The sequence below is a fragment of the Rhodococcus pseudokoreensis genome (genome assembly GCF_017068395.1).
GTDB classification, from domain to species: Bacteria; Actinomycetota; Actinomycetes; order Mycobacteriales; family Mycobacteriaceae; genus Rhodococcus_F; species Rhodococcus_F pseudokoreensis.
Map to the genome: position 1 here is coordinate 7,293,574 of NZ_CP070619.1, position 16,600 is coordinate 7,310,173.

The 16,600-nt window shown below is 68.7% G+C and carries 14 protein-coding genes and 1 tRNA gene; 12 read left to right on the forward strand and 3 right to left on the reverse strand.

All coding sequences use genetic code 11. The annotated features are described in order from the left end of the window. Positions 1–90: 90 nt before the first annotated feature. The 11 genes from JWS13_RS38425 (at position 91) to JWS13_RS38475 (ending at position 10,938) form a co-directional block, all read left to right on the forward strand. Positions 91–909: an SDR family oxidoreductase gene (locus JWS13_RS38425; RefSeq protein ID WP_206010527.1), complete on the forward strand. Its 819-nt coding sequence runs from the start codon at positions 91–93 to the stop codon at positions 907–909. Then, positions 906–1,718, forward strand: a complete 813-nt coding sequence (locus tag JWS13_RS38430) for an enoyl-CoA hydratase-related protein (protein ID WP_206010528.1) — start codon at positions 906–908, stop codon at positions 1,716–1,718. The genes JWS13_RS38425 and JWS13_RS38430 overlap by 4 nt, the downstream gene beginning before the upstream one ends. After that, the gene (locus JWS13_RS38435; RefSeq protein ID WP_206010529.1) at positions 1,705–2,955 is read left to right on the forward strand and encodes an acyl-CoA dehydrogenase family protein; all 1,251 of its coding nucleotides are present in this window, start codon (positions 1,705–1,707) and stop codon (positions 2,953–2,955) included. The genes JWS13_RS38430 and JWS13_RS38435 overlap by 14 nt, the downstream gene beginning before the upstream one ends. A gap of 1 nt (position 2,956) precedes the next feature. Further along, entirely contained in the window at positions 2,957–3,739 is a 783-nt protein-coding gene (locus tag JWS13_RS38440; RefSeq protein WP_206010530.1) for an SDR family oxidoreductase, read from the forward strand. Further along, a complete protein-coding gene (locus JWS13_RS38445) occupies positions 3,732–4,766 on the forward strand; it encodes a phosphotransferase family protein (protein WP_206010531.1) in 1,035 nt (344 codons plus the stop codon). The genes JWS13_RS38440 and JWS13_RS38445 overlap by 8 nt, the downstream gene beginning before the upstream one ends. Before the next feature lie 17 nt (positions 4,767–4,783). Further along, on the forward strand, positions 4,784–5,974 hold the full coding sequence (locus JWS13_RS38450; RefSeq protein ID WP_206010532.1) for an acyl-CoA dehydrogenase family protein: 1,191 nt from the start codon (positions 4,784–4,786) through the stop codon (positions 5,972–5,974). After that, complete coding sequence (locus tag JWS13_RS38455; RefSeq protein WP_206010533.1) at positions 5,971–7,071, forward strand: acyl-CoA dehydrogenase family protein; 1,101 nt, start codon at positions 5,971–5,973, stop codon at positions 7,069–7,071. The genes JWS13_RS38450 and JWS13_RS38455 overlap by 4 nt, the downstream gene beginning before the upstream one ends. A 35-nt stretch (positions 7,072–7,106) precedes the next feature. Further along, positions 7,107–8,090, forward strand: coding sequence for an NADPH:quinone oxidoreductase family protein (locus JWS13_RS38460; RefSeq protein WP_206010534.1), 984 nt, complete (start codon positions 7,107–7,109; stop codon positions 8,088–8,090). A 26-nt stretch (positions 8,091–8,116) separates the two neighbouring features. Beyond that, positions 8,117–8,905, forward strand: a complete 789-nt coding sequence (locus JWS13_RS38465) for an SDR family oxidoreductase (RefSeq protein WP_206010535.1) — start codon at positions 8,117–8,119, stop codon at positions 8,903–8,905. Between the two features lie 54 nt (positions 8,906–8,959). After that, complete coding sequence (locus JWS13_RS38470) at positions 8,960–10,618, forward strand: AMP-binding protein (RefSeq protein ID WP_206011903.1); 1,659 nt, start codon at positions 8,960–8,962, stop codon at positions 10,616–10,618. A gap of 158 nt (positions 10,619–10,776) precedes the next feature. After that, the gene (locus JWS13_RS38475; protein ID WP_206010536.1) at positions 10,777–10,938 is read left to right on the forward strand and encodes a hypothetical protein; all 162 of its coding nucleotides are present in this window, start codon (positions 10,777–10,779) and stop codon (positions 10,936–10,938) included. Between the two features lie 1,270 nt (positions 10,939–12,208). Here the strand turns inward: JWS13_RS38475 and JWS13_RS38480 are convergent. Continuing rightward, a tRNA-Arg gene (locus tag JWS13_RS38480) sits at positions 12,209–12,284 on the reverse strand. 166 nt (positions 12,285–12,450) lie between these two features. Here JWS13_RS38480 and JWS13_RS38485 point away from each other — a divergent pair. Beyond that, a complete protein-coding gene (locus JWS13_RS38485; protein ID WP_206010537.1) occupies positions 12,451–14,853 on the forward strand; it encodes a phosphoketolase family protein in 2,403 nt (800 codons plus the stop codon). A gap of 9 nt (positions 14,854–14,862) precedes the next feature. On the opposite strand, the gene JWS13_RS38490 is transcribed toward JWS13_RS38485, so the two are convergent. After that, complete coding sequence (locus tag JWS13_RS38490) at positions 14,863–15,600, reverse strand: DUF305 domain-containing protein (RefSeq protein ID WP_206010538.1); 738 nt, start codon at positions 15,598–15,600, stop codon at positions 14,863–14,865. Next, positions 15,593–16,513: a DUF3105 domain-containing protein gene (locus JWS13_RS38495; RefSeq protein ID WP_206010539.1), complete on the reverse strand. Its 921-nt coding sequence runs from the start codon at positions 16,511–16,513 to the stop codon at positions 15,593–15,595. The genes JWS13_RS38490 and JWS13_RS38495 overlap by 8 nt, the downstream gene beginning before the upstream one ends. Between the last annotated feature and the right edge of the window lie 87 nt (positions 16,514–16,600).

The window sequence follows — 16,600 nt, forward strand, 5'->3', positions numbered from 1 at the left end:
GCCGACCCCAGACACTTGAACTTGACGACGGATTCAACTATACAAAAGAGAGACGCGAGTCACAACGCACTGCGAAGGAGAGGACACCTCGTGAAGGTTGCACACAAAGTCGCCATCGTGACCGGCGGTGGAGGCGGAATCGGCGGGGCGATCGCGGACCGTCTCGCCGAATTGGGCGCCAAGGTGCTGGTTGCCGATCTCGACCCGGACGCAGCCGCCGCGGTCGCGGACGGCATCAACGCCCGCCACCCGGGATCCGCCGTCGCCGAAGGTGGCGACGTCGCGGACGCCGATCAGATCCGGCGCATCATCGACCGCGCGGAGGCCGAGTTCGGGCCGGTCGATCTCTACTTCGCCAACGCAGGCATCGCGGGAGCGACCGGCCTCGACGCCGGCGACGCCGACTGGGACCTCGCGTTCGACGTCAACGTCCGCGCCCACATCCGCGCGGCCCAGCAACTCGTGCCGAAATGGATCGAGCGCGGCGAGGGCTACTTCGTGTCGACGGCCTCCGCGGCCGGGCTCCTCACCCAGATCGGCTCGGCCACCTACGCGGTCACCAAGCATGCGGCCGTCTCGTTCGCCGAATGGCTGTCGGTCACCTACGGGGACGACGGGGTCCGCGTCAGCTGCCTCTGCCCGATGGGAGTCGAGACGAAGCTGATGCGCTCCGGCGAGAACTCGGGTGATCCCCTCGGCGTCGCCGCCACGAAGGCCGTCGTCTCGGCGGGGGAGGTGCTGCAGCCCGGGCAGGTCGCCGACATCGTCCTCGACGCCGTGGACCGGGAGACGTTCCTGATCCTGCCCCACGAGAGCGTCCTCACCATGTACCGGCAGAAGGGGTCCGACTACGACCGCTGGCTGCGCGGGATGCGCCGCTACCAGAGTGCGCTGCTGGAGCACGCGTGACCGGCGAGCCCGCAGACCTGGTCCTCGCCGAGCGGCGCGGGCCGGTCCTGGTGCTGACGTTCAACCGGCCCGGCAAGCTGAACGCCTGGACCGACGACCTCGAGGACCGCTACTTCACGCTGCTCGTCGACGCCGAGGACGACCCGGACGTGCGCGCGATCGTCGTGACCGGCGCCGGGCGCGGGTTCTGCGCCGGCGCCGACCTCGGTCGCCTGCAGACCGTCGGTGACGTGTCCGACGCGGACCTCCTCCGCCCACGCCCCCGCGACCTTCCCGCGACGCTGAGGAAACCGCTCGTCGGGGCGATCAACGGGGTCGCGGCCGGTCTCGGCATGGTGGAGGCCCTCTACTGCGACGTCCGGTTCGCGTCGGCATCGGCTCGGTTCACGACTGCGTTCGCCAAGCGCGGGCTGATCGCCGAATACGGCATCTCCTGGCTGCTGCCCCGGCTCGTCGGACGCAGCCGGGCCACCGACCTGCTGCTGTCGAGCCGCATGGTGGACGCCGAGGAGGCGCTGCGCATCGGACTCGTCGACCACCTCGTCCCGGACGGTGCGGTCGTCGACGCCGCGGTCGCCTATGCCGCGGACCTGGCGGCGCACTGCTCGCCGACGTCGATGGCCGTCATCAAGACCCAATTGCAGAACGACGCGGACGGCACCTACGCCGACTCCGTGGCCCGAGCGGAAGGCCTGATGTTGCAGGCGTTCCGCGGGGCCGATCTCGTCGAGGGCGTCCAGAGTCACCTCGACAAGCGCACACCCGTGTTTCCCTCACTACCCGTCAGGAGTTCTCATGTCCCTGTTTGACATTTCCGAACGCGCCCAGCAGTTGCAGGTCGATCTGCTCGAGTTCATGGATTCGCACGTGTATCCGGCGGAGGCGGTGTACGAGGAGCAGATGCGCGAGTCGGGGGATCCGCATTTCCAGCCGCCGGTTCTGGAGGAGCTGAAGGCGGAGGCGCGGCGCCTGGGGTTGTGGAATCTGTTCCATCCGCACCCGGGCACGGGTGCCGGGTTGACCAACCTCGAGTACGCGCCGTTGGCGGAGATCATGGGGCGCAGCCACATTGCGTCGGAGGCGTGCAACTGCAATGCGCCGGACACCGGCAACATGGAGGTACTGGAACTGTTCGGCACGGCCGAGCACAAGGAGAAGTACCTGAAGCCGCTTCTCGACGGGACGATGGCGTCGGCGTTCGCGATGACCGAGCCCGCGGTGGCGAGTTCGGACGCCACGAACGTGGAGTTGTCGATGGTGCGTGACGGCGACGAGTACGTGCTGAACGGCCGCAAGTGGTTCGCGTCGAACGCGTTGCACCGCAACTGCAAGGTGCTGATCGTGATGGGCAAGACGGATCCGTCGGCGGCGCCGCACCGGCAGCAGTCGATGATGGTGGTGCCGATCGATGCGCCCGGGGTGACGGTGATGCGGGGGCTGCCGGTGTTCGGCTACCAGGACCGTGAGGGGCACGCGGAGATCGATTTCGCCGATGTGCGGGTGCCGGTGACGGACGTGCTGAAGGGTGAGGGCGAGGGCTTCGCGATTTCCCAGGCCCGGCTGGGCCCGGGCCGGATCCACCACTGCATGCGGGCGATCGGGATGGCGGAGCGGGCACTCGAATTGATGTGCCGCCGGGCGTCGTCGCGGGTGACGTTCGGGAAACCGGTCAGTGAGAACGCGAACATCCAGGATTGGATCGCGGAGGCGCGCATCGACATCGAGATGATCCGCCTGCTGACGCTGAAGGCGGCGTATCTGATGGACACGGTGGGGAACAAGGAGGCGCGGACGGAGATCGCGGCGATCAAGGTGGCGGCCCCGAACATTGCGCTGAAGATCGTGGACCGGGCCATTCAGGTGCACGGCGGCGCGGGCGTCACCGACGACTTCCCCCTCGCCATGGCCTGGGCGCATCTGCGCACCCTGCGCCTGGCCGACGGTCCCGACGAGGTCCACAAGCGCGCCATCGCGCGGCAGGAACTGCGGCAGTACCGCGACGCCGCCCCCGCTTCCACCAACGGTCACAAGGTTGCGGTGAGCTGACATGGCCGGACTCGACCTGACCGGACGCACGGCGATCGTCACCGGCGCCTCGCGGGGCATCGGCCTGGCCGTCGCGCGGGCCCTCGCGGCGGCCGGTGCGAACGTGGTGCTCACCTCACGGTCCCAGGAATCGGCCGACGCCGCCGCGGCGCAGGTCGGGGGCACCGCGATCGGCGTCGCCGCGCACGCCGTCGACGAGGAGGCCGCCCGGCGCTGCGTCGACACCACCGTCGAACGCTTCGGCAGCCTGGACATCCTGGTCAACAACGCGGGCACCAACCCCGCCTTCGGACCGGTCATCGACCAGGACCACGCACGATTCGCCAAGACCTTCGACGTGAACCTGTGGGCGCCGGTGCTGTGGACCGGGCTCGCCACCAAGGCGTGGATGGGCGAGCACGGCGGCGCCGTGGTGAACACCGCGTCCATCGGCGGCATGGCGTTCGAGGCGAACATCGGCCTGTACAACGCGTCGAAGGCCGCGCTGATCCACCTCACCAAGCAACTGGCACTGGAACTCTCACCGAAGGTGCGGGTCAACGCCGTCGCTCCCGGTGTGGTGCGGACCAAGTTGGCCGAGGCGCTGTGGAAGGACCACGAGCAGGCCGTGTCGGCGTCCACGGCGCTGGGGCGGATCGGCGAACCCGAGGACATCGCGTCCGCGGTCGCGTTCCTCGTCTCCGATGCCGCGAGCTGGATCACCGGCGAAACGATGGCGATCGACGGCGGGCAACTGCTCGGCGACGCGATCCCGTTCCGGCAGGGGGCCCAGCTCGGTGTCTAGCGTGGACGTCGTCGGCATCGACCCCGAGGCCGTGAGCCGCTGGATCGGCACACTCGGCATCGACACTGCCGGACCGCTGACCTTCGACCGGATCGGCCTCGGCCAGTCGAACCTCACCTACCTGGTCCAGGATCGGGCGGGTGGCAGATGGGTGCTTCGGCGCCCACCCCTCGGGCACCTGCTCGCGTCGGCCCACGACGTCGCCCGCGAGGCGCGGATCCTCTCCGCCCTCGAGGACACCGCGGTACCCACCCCGCGGGTGTTCGGGCTCACCGACGACCCGGAGGTGACCGAGGTACCGCTGCTGCTGATGGAGTTCGTCGACGGGCAGGTCGTCGACCGCATGTCGATCGCGGAATCCCTGACCCCGGAACGTCGCCGGGCGATCGGCCTGTCGCTGCCGCGGACGCTGGCGAAGATCCATGCGGTGGACCTCGAGAGCACCGGGCTGACCGACCTGGCCAGCCACAAGCCGTACGCGCAGCGTCAGCTCAAGCGGTGGTCGGGTCAGTGGGAGAAGTCGAAGACCCGCGAGCTGCCCGCCCTCGACGACCTGACCGGGCGGCTCACCGCCTCGGTGCCGGAACAGCGGGAACTGACCCTCGTGCACGGCGACTTCCACCTGCGCAACGTCATCACCTCCCACGAGACCGGTGCGGTGACCGCCGCCCTGGACTGGGAGTTGTGCACGCTCGGCGACCCGCTCGCCGACGTCGGCAGCCTGCTCGCGTACTGGCCGGAGCCGGGCGAGACCACCGGCGGCGACTTCCCGGCGTCCACCCTCGACGGTTTCCCGGACCGGGTGGAGATCGCCGGGGTGTACCTCGACGAGACCGGACGCGACCCGAAGGCCCTGGCGTTCTGGCACGTCCTCGGCCTGTGGAAGGTGGCGGTCATCGCGGAGGGCGTCATGCGCCGCGCCCGGGACGAACCGCAGAACAAGGCGGCCGCGGGCACCCCGACCGTCGAGCGCATCGACGACCTCGTGGCCAAGGCGTGCGACATCGCCGCCCGGGCCGGAATCTGACCGAAGGACTGAGGACGATGACCACTGACGAACAGGCGATCGCACGCGACCTGAGCGGCCGCATCGCGACCCTCCTGGAACAGAACGACCTGTCGGATCCGGCCCGGTTCCTCGGGGCCCGATTCGACGCAGGCCTCGCGTGGGTCCACTTCCCGCCCGGGCGCGGCGGTCTGGGTTTGCCGCAGAGCTTCCAGGCGCAGGTCGACGCCGAACTCGAGGCCGCAGGGGCGCCCGGTCCGGCGAAGAGCCGCAACGGGATCGGGCTGGGCATGGCCGCGCCGACCATCGCCGCGTTCGGCACCGACGAACAGAAGCAGAAGTACCTTCGGCCGATCTTCACCAGCGAGCACATCTACTGCCAGTTGTTCAGCGAACCGGGGGCGGGGTCCGACCTCGCCGCCGTCGCGACGCGAGCCGTCCGTGGAGGTGACGGCTGGACTGTCAACGGGCAGAAGGTGTGGACGTCGGGCGCGCAGAACGCGCAGAGGGCCATCCTCGTGGCCCGCACGGATCCGTCGGTGCCCAAGCACGCCGGCCTCACCTATTTCCTGTGCGACATGAGCGATCCCGGAATCGACGTCCGGCCGCTGCGGCAGATCACCGGCGAGGCCGAATTCAACGAAGTGTTCCTCACCGACGTCCACATTCCCGATTCCGATCGGCTCGGCGCCGAGGGACAGGGCTGGAAGGTGGCCACCGCGACCCTCAACAACGAGCGGGTCGCGATCGGCGGTTCCGCGGCCGCCCGCGAGAGCGGCATGATCGGACCGGTCGCCCGCGCCTGGCGCGAACAACCGGGACTCCGCGACCCCGCGATGCACGACGAACTGCTCCGGCTGTGGGTCGAAGCGGAAGTCGCCCGGCTGACCGGCGAACGGCTGCGGCAGCAACTCGAGGCTGGGCAGCCCGGCCCCGAGGGATCCGGCCTGAAGCTGGCCTTCGCCCGGCTCGCGCAAACCATCTCGGGTTTCGACATCGAACTCCACGGCGAAGCCGGGCTGCGTTACGACGACTGGACCATGCGCCGCCCGGACAAGGTCGACTTCATCGGCCGCGAACCCGGATACCGGTACCTGCGCGCGAAAGGCAACTCGATCGAGGGCGGCACGTCCGAGATCCTCCGCAACGTCATCGCGGAACGCGTCCTCGGCCTCCCGCCGGAGCACCGCGTCGACAAGGACATCGCCTGGAAGGACCTGCCCCGATGAACACCGCAGATCTGCTGTACTCCGACACGGAAGACGCCCTGCGCGACAGCGTCCGCCGGCTGCTCGCCGACCGCTGCCCGCCCGAACTGGTCGTCGGGGCGTACGACGGGACGCCCGCCGACTTCTCCGGCGTGTGGAAACCCCTCGCCGTCGACCTCGGCCTTGCCGGCCTGCTCGTCCCCGAGGAACTGGGCGGCGCCGGGGCGAGCGCACGGGAGGCCGCGGTGGTCATGGAGGAGATCGGGCGCGCCGTCGCACCCGTCCCATACCTGTCCAGCGCCGTACTCGCGACGGTCGCGTTGCTGAAGGCGGGCGATACCGAGACGGTCGGCGCACTGGCCGACGGCACCACCACCGGTGCGCTCGCGGTCGGGCTCGCGACCGCACCCGGCCGGTTCACCCCGGCCGTGCGCCGGGACGGCAACGCCCTCACCGGGACCGTGACCGGTGTCGCGGGCGCCGCGGAGGCCGACATCCTGGTCGTGCCCGCCCTGGGTCCGGACGGGCTCGAACTGCACACCGTGCCCGCGGGCGCCGCCGGGGTCACCGTCGCCCCCGTGCTCGCGCTCGACATGACCCGGCCGTTGTCCGACGTCGCGTTCGACGCCGCGGTGTCCACCCGCATCGACGACGGCAGCGCCGCGGACGCGGTCCGGGAGGCGCTCGTTCTCGGCGCCGCACTGCTCGCCTCCGAGCAACTCGGGCTCGCGCAGTGGTGCTTCCAGACGACGCTGGCGTACGTCAAGGAGCGAACCCAGTTCGGCCGGGCCGTCGGGTCTTTCCAGGCGATCAAGCACCGCCTCGCCGACCTGTGGCTCGAAGTGACGTCCGCGGCCGCCGCCGCCCGCTACGCCGCCGACACCGCCGCCCGGGGCGACGCCGACGCCGAGGTCGCGGCAACCATCGCGCAGGCGTACTGCAGCGGGGTCGCCGTCCACGCCGCGGAGGAGTGCGTCCAGCTGCACGGCGGGATCGGCATGACCTGGGAATACCCCGCCCACCTGTACCTGAAGAGGGCGAAGAGCGACCAGTTGGCGTTCGGCACCGCCTACCGGCACCGCGCGCACCTTGCCGGCCTGATCGACCTGCCCGCGTAACCCGGCCCCACCACCGACAGTCAGGAAGCAAATCCATGAAGGCATGGCGTGTCCACGAACTCGGCGAGCCGCGCACCGCGCTGCACCTCGAGGAGGTCCCGGACCCCACGGCGGGCCCCGGGCAGGTGCTGGTCCGGGTTCTCGCCGCACCGGCGAACTTCCCCGACGTGTTGCTGTGTCGCGGCCAATACCAGATCAAGCCGCCGCTGCCGTTCACACCCGGAGTCGAGTTGTGCGGCGAGGTGGTTGCGGTCGGGGACGGCGTCACCCGGTTCGCCGTGGGCGACCGGGTGATCGGCAACCCGAACCTGCCCGGCGGCGGATTCGCGGAGATGGCCGTGATGGACGAGGTCAATACGTTCGCGGCCCCGCCCGGGCTCGACGACGCCGAGGCGTCGGCGCTGAGCATCGGCTACCAGACGAGTTGGTTCGCGCTGCACCGGCGCACGCAACTGAAGCCGGGGGAGACGCTGCTCGTCCATGCTGCCGCGGGCGGAGTGGGCAGCGCCGCGGTGCAACTGGGCAAGGCCGCGGGAGCGAAGGTCATCGGCGTCGTCGGTGGCGCCGACAAGGCCGACTACTGCAGGCGGCTGGGCGCGGATCTGGTGATCGACCGGCACACCGAAGACTTCGTCCCGCTGGTCAAGGAATTCACCGGCGGACGCGGAGCGGACGTCGTCTACGACCCGGTCGGCGGCGACGCCTACGCGAAGTCCACCAAGTGCATCGCGTTCGAGGGCCGGATCCTGATCATCGGGTTCGCGGGCGGCACCATCCCGACGCCCGGCCTCAATCACGGCCTGATCAAGAACTACTCCATCATCGGGCTGCACTGGGGCCTGTACAAGCAGTACAACCAGCAGGCGATCGCCGACTGCCACGAGGAGTTGACCCGCCTCGCGGAGTCCGGGGCGATCAAGCCGCTCATCAGCGAGCGGCTCTCGCTCGCGGACGTCGCCGACGGTATCGGCCGGCTCGGGGACGGCAGCACCGTCGGCCGCCTCGTCTTCCAACCCTGAGTCTTCCAACCCTGAAGGGAACGCACATGGATGCAGGTTCGCTGTTCGACGTCGCAGGCAAGACCGTGGTGGTCACCGGAGGTTCGCGGGGTATCGGCCGGATGATCGCGCAGGGATTCGTCCAGGCCGGGGCGACCGTCGTGATTTCCGCCCGCAAAGCGGAGGCGTGCGAGAAGGCCGCGGCCGAACTGTCCGCCCTCGGCCCGGGCACGTGTCACGCACACCCCGCCGACCTGTCCACCGAAGAGGGGATCGCGGGCCTGGTCGCACGGGTCGCCGACCTCTCACCCCGGCTCGACGTGCTCGTGAACAACGCCGGCGCGACGTGGGGTGCACCGATCGACGAGTTCCCCGCCGCCGGATTCGACAAGGTCTTCGACATCAACGTCAAGGGCGTGTTCATGCTCACCCAGGCGCTGCTGCCGAGCCTGCGGGCCGCGGCGACGGACACCGACCCCGCCCGGGTGATCAACGTCGGCTCGATCGACGGGCTCGTCGTGTCGGGCACCGACAACTTCTCGTACGGAGCCAGCAAAGCCGCGGTCCACATGCTCACCCGCAAGCTCGCAGCGACGCTGGCCGCCGAACGGATCACCGTCAATGCCATTGCGCCCGGACCGTTTCCGAGCAAGATGATGGCATTCATCCTGGACGATCCCGAGCAGAAGACGGCGGTCGAGGGGTCGGTGCCACTCGGCCGGGTCGGCACACCGGAAGACGTCGCGGGCACCGCGATCTTCCTCTCCTCACGCGCCGGGGCGTACGTCACCGGCACCGTCGTCCCCGTGGACGGCGGGATGTCGGGCACACGCTGAACAGCAGGTCACACAGTCGGAAACATGGAACGAGCGAGAGGCGGAACGGCGACGATGAGCTGGTACGACGACAGGCCCTGGATGGACCGGTACGACGAGAACACGCGTTCCGTGGGGGAGATCCCCGCCCGGACAGCGCTCGACATGTTCTCGGCCGCGGTCGCGTCCGCCCCGGACGGGCCCGCCGTCCGGTACCTCGGCGGCACCCTGAGCTACCGCGAGGTCGACGAACTCAGCGACGGCGTGGCCGCGTACCTCGCGGAGAACGGGTTCGGGAAGGGTGACCGGCTCGCGATCTATCTGCAGAACGTCCCGCAGTTCGTGCTGGCGTTGATCGGCACGTGGAAGGCCGGCGGGGTCGTCGTCCCGCTGAACCCGATGTACCGGGACGAGCTCGCCCACATCCTCACCGACGCCGGAGTCACCGCGATCGTGTGCAGCGAGAACGCGTGGGCCGATCGGGTGGGGGAGCGCGCGTCCGCCGCCGGTGTGCGGATCGCGCTGACCGCCAGCGAACTCGACATCCAGACGTCGGACGACGCACGGGTGTTCGGGGGAGTGACCCGGGTGCGCGCCGACGGTGTGCCCGACCTGCTCGAGGTTGCCGGGGCACGCGCGTGCGCCGGCCTGCCGGACCCCGGACTGATTCCGGACGACATCGCGCTGGTGTCCTACACATCCGGAACCAGTGGAGTCCCCAAGGGCGCCACCAACACGCACCGGAATCTCACCGTCAACAGTTCCATCCTGCGCCTGTACGAGAGCAAGCCCGCCGGGTCGCCGATCTTCGCGCTCGCCCCGCTGTTCCACATCACCGGCATGGTGTGCCAGTTGCTCACGGCGATCGACCTGGCGTCGCCGTTGATCCTCGCGTACCGGTTCGACGCCGGAGTGGTGCTCGACGCCCTCGAGCGGGAACGGCCGGTGTTCATGGTCGGCCCGTCCACCGCCTACATGGCGCTGATGGCGCACCCGGATTTCTCCGGTGAGCGCTTCGCCTCGCTGGAGGCCGTGATGTCCGGTGGCGCCCCGCTGCCACCCGCCATCGTCGAACGGTTCCGGGAGCTGACCGGTAAGTACATCCGCAACGGGTACGGGCTCACCGAGACCAGCGCGCCGTGCGTCGTCGTCCCGCCGAATCTGGAGGCGCCCGTCGATCCGTCGTCGGGCACGCTGGCGATCGGCCTGCCGCTGCCGTCCGCCGTGATCCGGATCGTCGGGGAGGACGGCGCCGACCTCGACCCCCTCGACGTCGGGGAGATCGCCGTCGACGGACCGATGGTCGTGCCCGCGTACTGGAACAAGCCGGACGCCACGGCGCAGTCGCTGCCTGGCGGCCGGTTGCTCACCGGCGACGTGGGATTCATGGACGCCCAGGGCTGGGTGTACGTCGTCGACCGCAAGAAGGACATGATCAACGCGTCCGGTTTCAAGGTCTGGCCGCGCGAAGTCGAGGACGTCCTCTACCGGCATCCCGCAGTTCGGGAGGCGGCCGTCGTCGGCGAGCCGGACAACTACCGCGGCGAGACCGTCGCCGCGTTCGTCAGCCTCCGCCCCGGGCAGACGGTGGAGACGGACAACCTCGTCGAGTACTGCCGGGAGCGGCTCGCGAGCTACAAGGCACCGCGGCGCGTCGAGATCGTCGACGAACTGCCCAAGACGGCCAGCGGGAAGATCCTCCGACGCGAGATGCGTCGCAGCGCCCCGGCCTGAGCCCGTCACCGTCTCGCACGAACGGGACGCTCGCCCAAGTCAGATCGAACGAGCGTCCCGTTCGTCCGGCAAGAAGACACAGAACTGCCAGCCTCTTCCGCAATGATCTCTCGCTCGGTGCGCGGGGAACTCGTTGGTTCCGGGTCAATGCGCCGATCGTGCTGATTACCATCGCACACGCACGGGAACGGCAGCGCGTCTACCTCGAATCGGCGTGGGACGCTGCGATTACACCGGGTCTCTCGGGGCGAATCAGCGAGACGGAGGGGTTCATCCCTGACGTGTACGTCAACCCGTGGGCAAAGGTCGACGAGGGCTGACCACCCTGACCAACTGGCTTGGCGTCAAAGTCACCGATACCGGACGGACCGGACGGAACCATGCACTGACCACGACCCACCTTTCCGGCGTGTCAGCAGCAGCGCCACTACGGGCGGGCATCATCTCTCATGCTGAGGTGGCGCCCGCTCGACGGGTTAGAACTGATTCCACCACTGGGCGAACATGTTCCATTGAACCGTGCCTGGCCAATAGTCACCGACGTCAAAGAACCCTGGAAGATCGAACACGATGCCAATCACGATTTTCTCCTAGAACTGATTCCACCAATCAACGAACAGGTTCCACAGTTGGACGCTGGTCCAGGTCACGTCAATTCCGTAGTGGAGGTCAGGCAAGTTGCCGATCACAGGAACCACTCATTCCAAAAGGGACGGATCATGGCGAAAAACGGATCCGCAACGTTCCACAGAAACCAATCCAATGCTGGTGTCCAGGGAAACACTACGATCCACCGCCACTGAACAGGGGTGCGATCAGCAAACCGATCGTGCTGAAGAAGTCCCACAACGGACCCCACGGCGTTGTTCCCATTACGACTCCTACCAGGGATAGCCAGTGAAAGGGTTATAGCCGTTCCGCGCTGGCCAGAAGAAGCCGTAACCGGCGGCATGCAGCGGGTGTGCCCACGGTGGTAGCCAGTCCAACTGGGGCGGATACATGTCACCGTTCTTGCCCATACGCCACTCCTGGTCCTCCCCGACCATGCCCCGCGTATCGCTGACCACGCGACGCCCGTTACCTGCTTATCCCCATAAACAAGGCACGCGATGAAGAACCCCCGCGACAGCCGGCGCTACCGCAACCAAGCAACCCGACTCAAACGCACCGTACACATCTGCTGGCTGTGCGGTAACCACATCGACACCACCCTCCCTACACCCCCAAGCGCGGACAGCAGACCACGTCCACCCCATCAACGCAGGCGGAGACGTACACGGGCCACGTCGCCCAGCGCGCCGCAGCTGCAATTCCTCCCGCGGCGACGGCATCCGCAACCTCCAGAGACGCAACCCCCAGCCCAATTCCGGGGACTGGTAACCACACGTCAGACCGGCTCCGTCGATGACGGCATCAGCCGGTCACGCCAAGTAGGTCCGATGCTTCGTTGACGCTCATGAGGCCGCTCATGACGGGTACCAGCCCAGCGCAATGTGGCAACGGCTGCCGTCGAGTTTCGGAATCGAATAGCGCGAGAATCGCACGGAACGTAAAATGCAGGTCAGGAAAATGTCCTGACCTGCATCAACGTGGTGCCCCCGGCAGGATTCGAACCTGCGACCTTTCGCTCCGGAGGCGAACGCTCTATCCCCTGAGCTACGGGGGCGCACCGGAAAACCGGTGTGCCGATTGGGCTGGCCAATGGTAGCGCATAGGTAGGGGGATCGACCAAATCGGTCCCCCTACTTCCTGGACTCGCCCCGGTAGAGGCCCGAACACGCCTAGTGTCGGGAGGACGTGGACGCTCGCGAACTCTCGGGGAGGGGTCGAGAATGGCCGATGTACGGCAGCCGGGATCGCAGGATTCCGACGGGCACTATTCCGATGCCGACCTCGAGTCGGACCTGCGGTGGTGGGCGGCGGCCAACTACCTGACGGTCGCGCAGATCTACCTGCAGGACAACACGCTTCTGCGGGAGCCGCTGCGCCCGGAACACATCAAACCCCGGCTGCTCGGGCATTGGGGAACGAGTCCGGGGCTGTCGATGATCTACGCCCTGCTGAACCGTCTCATCCGCCGCACCGACACCGACTGCCTCTACGTGACCGGTCCCGGTCACGGTGGTCCGGCGCTCGTCGCCGCCACGTACCTGGAGGGGACGTACTCGGAGGTGTATCCGGGCGTGTCCCTCGACGCCGCCGGTATCCACCGGCTCTGCAGGCAGTTCTCGACGCCGGGCGGCATCCCGAGTCACGTCAGTGTGCAGACTCCGGGCAGCATCCACGAGGGCGGCGAACTCGGCTACGCGCTCGCGCACGCCGCCGGGGCGGCGTTCGACCACCCGAATCTGTTGGTGGCGTGCGTGATCGGAGACGGAGAGGCGGAGACGGGACCGCTGTCCGCGTCGTGGAAACTGCCCGCATTCCTCAGCCCGGAACGCGACGGGGCGGTGTTGCCGATCCTGCACGTCAACGGTGCGAAGATCGCCGGGCCCACCGTGTACGGCCGTAGCAGCGACGCCGACGTCGAGGCGTTTCTCGGCGGTCAGGGCTGGGCGCCGGTCGTCGTCTCCGGCGACGACCCGCGGCAGGTCTTCCCCGCGCTGCATCGCGCACTGACCGACGCGCACACCACGATCGCCGACCTCCGGCGGGAGGCGCGGGCGGGCCGTCGCAGCACCGCCAAGTGGCCGGCGATCGTGCTGCGGACCCCCAAGGGCTGGACCGGCCCGCACACCGTCGACGGCGTGCTCGTCGAGGGCACCCACCGGGCGCACCAGGTTCCGCTGTCGGGGGTCCGGACCGACGAGGCGCATCTGCGTCAACTCGAGGAGTGGATGCGGTCGTACGGCCCGGACGAACTGTTCGACTCGTCCGGCGCACTCGTGCCGAACCTCGTGCGGCTGGCGCCGCAGGGCGACAAGCGGATGGGTTCGTCGCCGTACGCGAACGGCGGCCGCCTGCGCGCGGATCTTCCGGTGCCGCCCCTGGAGGAGTACGCGCTCCCGATCGAGAAACCCGGCACCACCCACCACGAGACCACCCGGGTGCTCGGGGAATTGCTCCGCGACCTGTACACGGCCACCACCACGCCCGACGGCGGTGGATACTTCCGGCTGTTCTGCCCGGACGAAACTTCCAGCAACCGGTTGGGCGCCGTCTTCGAGGTGACCGACCGGTGCTGGCAGCTGCCGGTCACCGACTACGACGACGGACTGTCGGCCCGTGGCAGGGTGATGGAGGTGCTCAGCGAGCACCTCTGCGAGGGCTGGCTGGAGGGGTACCTGCTGTCCGGGCGGCACGGGCTGTTCGCCAGCTACGAGGCTTTCGCGATGGTGAGCGTGTCGATGCTGATCCAGCACACCAAGTGGCTGCAGCATGCGGTGGATCTGCCGTGGCGGGCGCCGGTGGCCTCGCTGAACGTCCTGCTCACCAGCACCTGCTGGCGCAACGACCACAACGGGTTCAGCCACCAGGGGCCGGGCATGATCGACGCCGTCGTCCCGCTCGCACCGGACGTGGTCCGGGTGTGGCTTCCACCGGACTCGAACACCCTGCTCTCGATCGCCGACCACTGCCTCCGCAGCACCGATCACGTCAACCTCATCGTGGTCGACAAGCAGCCGCACCTGCAGTACCTGACCCTCGCGGAGGCGCACGCACACTGCGCGGCCGGGGCGTCGGTGTGGGAGTGGGCGGGAACGGAGTCTTCTGCGGGCACCGAACCGGACGTCGTGCTCGCCGCCGCCGGGGACGTCCCGACCCAGGAAATTCTCGCCGCCGCGCAGTTGCTGCGCGAACACACCCCGGAACTGGTCACCCGGGTGGTCAACGTCGTCGACCTGATGGGGCTGCTCACACCCACCGAGCACCCGCACGGATTCGACGCGCGCACGTTCCTCGACCTCTTCACCGCGGACACGCACGTGGTGTTCGCGTTCCACGGGTACTCGCGCGCCGTCCACGAGTTGCTGCACGGACGTCCCGCGCCGGACCGCTTCCACGTCCGCGGTTTCAGCGAACAGGGCACCACGACCACACCGTTCGACATGGTCGTGCTCAACCGGATGAGCCGCTACCACCTCGCGCTCGCCGCGCTACGCCGCACCAGGCGGGAACCGGCCGGTGCCACGGAGTTGGCCGACTTCTGCCTGCGGCAACTCGAACGGCACGGCGAATACGTCGTCGCGCACCTCGAGGACATGCCCGAGGTGCGCGACTGGACGTGGTCGTGACGCCGGACGTCAGTTCATCGGCAGGGGAGCGGCGCCCTTCGCGGTGAGCATGTTCGTCATCACCGTCGCTTCGCTCTGCTGGGTGTCCACCATCGTCTGCGCGAGGCTGCGGACCGCGTCTTCCGACGCGTGCTGGGCCGCGTATTCCATCATCGGGAGCCCGCCCTGGTGGTGCCGCAGCATCAGCTGGAGGTACAGGACGTCGACGGCCGGGCCGGTGGCCTGACGCAACGCGGCCATGTCCTCCGACGACGCCATGCCGGGCATCTTCGACATGGACTCCATGTGCGTGCTGTCGGCGGTCCCGTGGCTGTGACCGTCCGAGTGTTCCGATTCCATCCAGCCCATGTACCCGCCGGACGGCAGACCCGGCTGGTCCCACAGTGCGAGCCAGCCCTGCATCTGTCCGAGCTGGTTCTGCTGCGTGGTGAGGATGTCGTACGCGAGGCTGCGGACCGCCGGGTCGGTGGCATTGGCCAGCGCGATCGCCGACATCTCCACCGCCTGGCTGTGATGCACGCTCATGTCCTGCGCGAATCCGACATCGACGGAACCGGCCTCGGGAACCGGGGTACCGGAGTCCGCGAGCGGAAGCCGGGCGAGGAAGCCGAGCGCGAATCCGAGGGCGATGGCGCCGATCAGTCCGATGACCAGGAGCGCTGTGCGCTGGCTGGGCCGGGACGGGGTTGCTGTCTCGCCCGCGGAGTCGATGTCGGATTCGTGTCCGAGTTCGGCCGAACTATCCATTGCCGCCCTCGGCAGGCGCCTGCTGCAGATCGGAGGGCAGCTGCAGGTCACTCGGGAGCTGCATGCCGCTCGGCAGCTGCGCCCCCGCGCCGCCGGACTCCGACTGGTCGGGACTGATTCCGCCACCGTCCATCGGCACCGCGTCCGCGCCCGGCGTGGACGGGTCGAACGGCGGCGGGTTGTCCGGGTCGAAACCGGAGCCCGGGATGGACGAGCAGCTCGCGCCGACCTCCGGGTAGGTGTTCTTGTTGATCCGCAGCGCGGTGATGAACTGGTCGATGCGCTCGTCGTCGACGCTGTCCACCTTCAACTGGTGGCCCCACGACTGCAGGGAGACGGGGCTGTCGAGGCCCGGGTACGGCGACATCAGCGTGTACGTCTCGCCGTCCACCTTGTCCTTCAGCGTCTCGACCTGGTCGGCGGACAGCTCGTCCGGGTTGTAGGCGATCCACACGGCGCCGTGCTCGAGCGAGTGCACCGCGTTCTCGGTGCGGATCGCGTTCGGGTAGACCGTACCGGTGCACGTCGCCCAGATGGCGTCGTGCGGGCCGCCGAACGGCGGCGACTGGTCGTACGCGACGCGCTGCGTCGGCTGGATGTGGATGCCTGCCGGGTAGTCGACCTTCAGGACGCCGTCGATGTTGACCGACGGGTCGGGGTTCTCGGCGCTCGGCGCGTACTTCGCGGCCTCTTCCTTGGCCTGATACTTGGGAATCAGGTTGATCGCGAGGACCGCCACGAGCGCGAGAACGGCCGCTCCGGCGCCGATCGTCAGCCAGGGGATGTTCCGGGGAGCGGACGCGCCGCCCTTGATTTTCGTGCCGCCGCTCTTCTTCTTGGCGGCCTTGATGGCCTTCGCCGACTTCGCGCCCGAGTTCTTATCGGGACCGCGACTTTCCGAACCGCTTGGCATCGATTGTGATCTTTCGGTGTGTGGGTTACGGGCGCTCGACCCCCGGTGACCGGGAGCTGAGAGCCGGGACTCAGGGCGATCCCACTC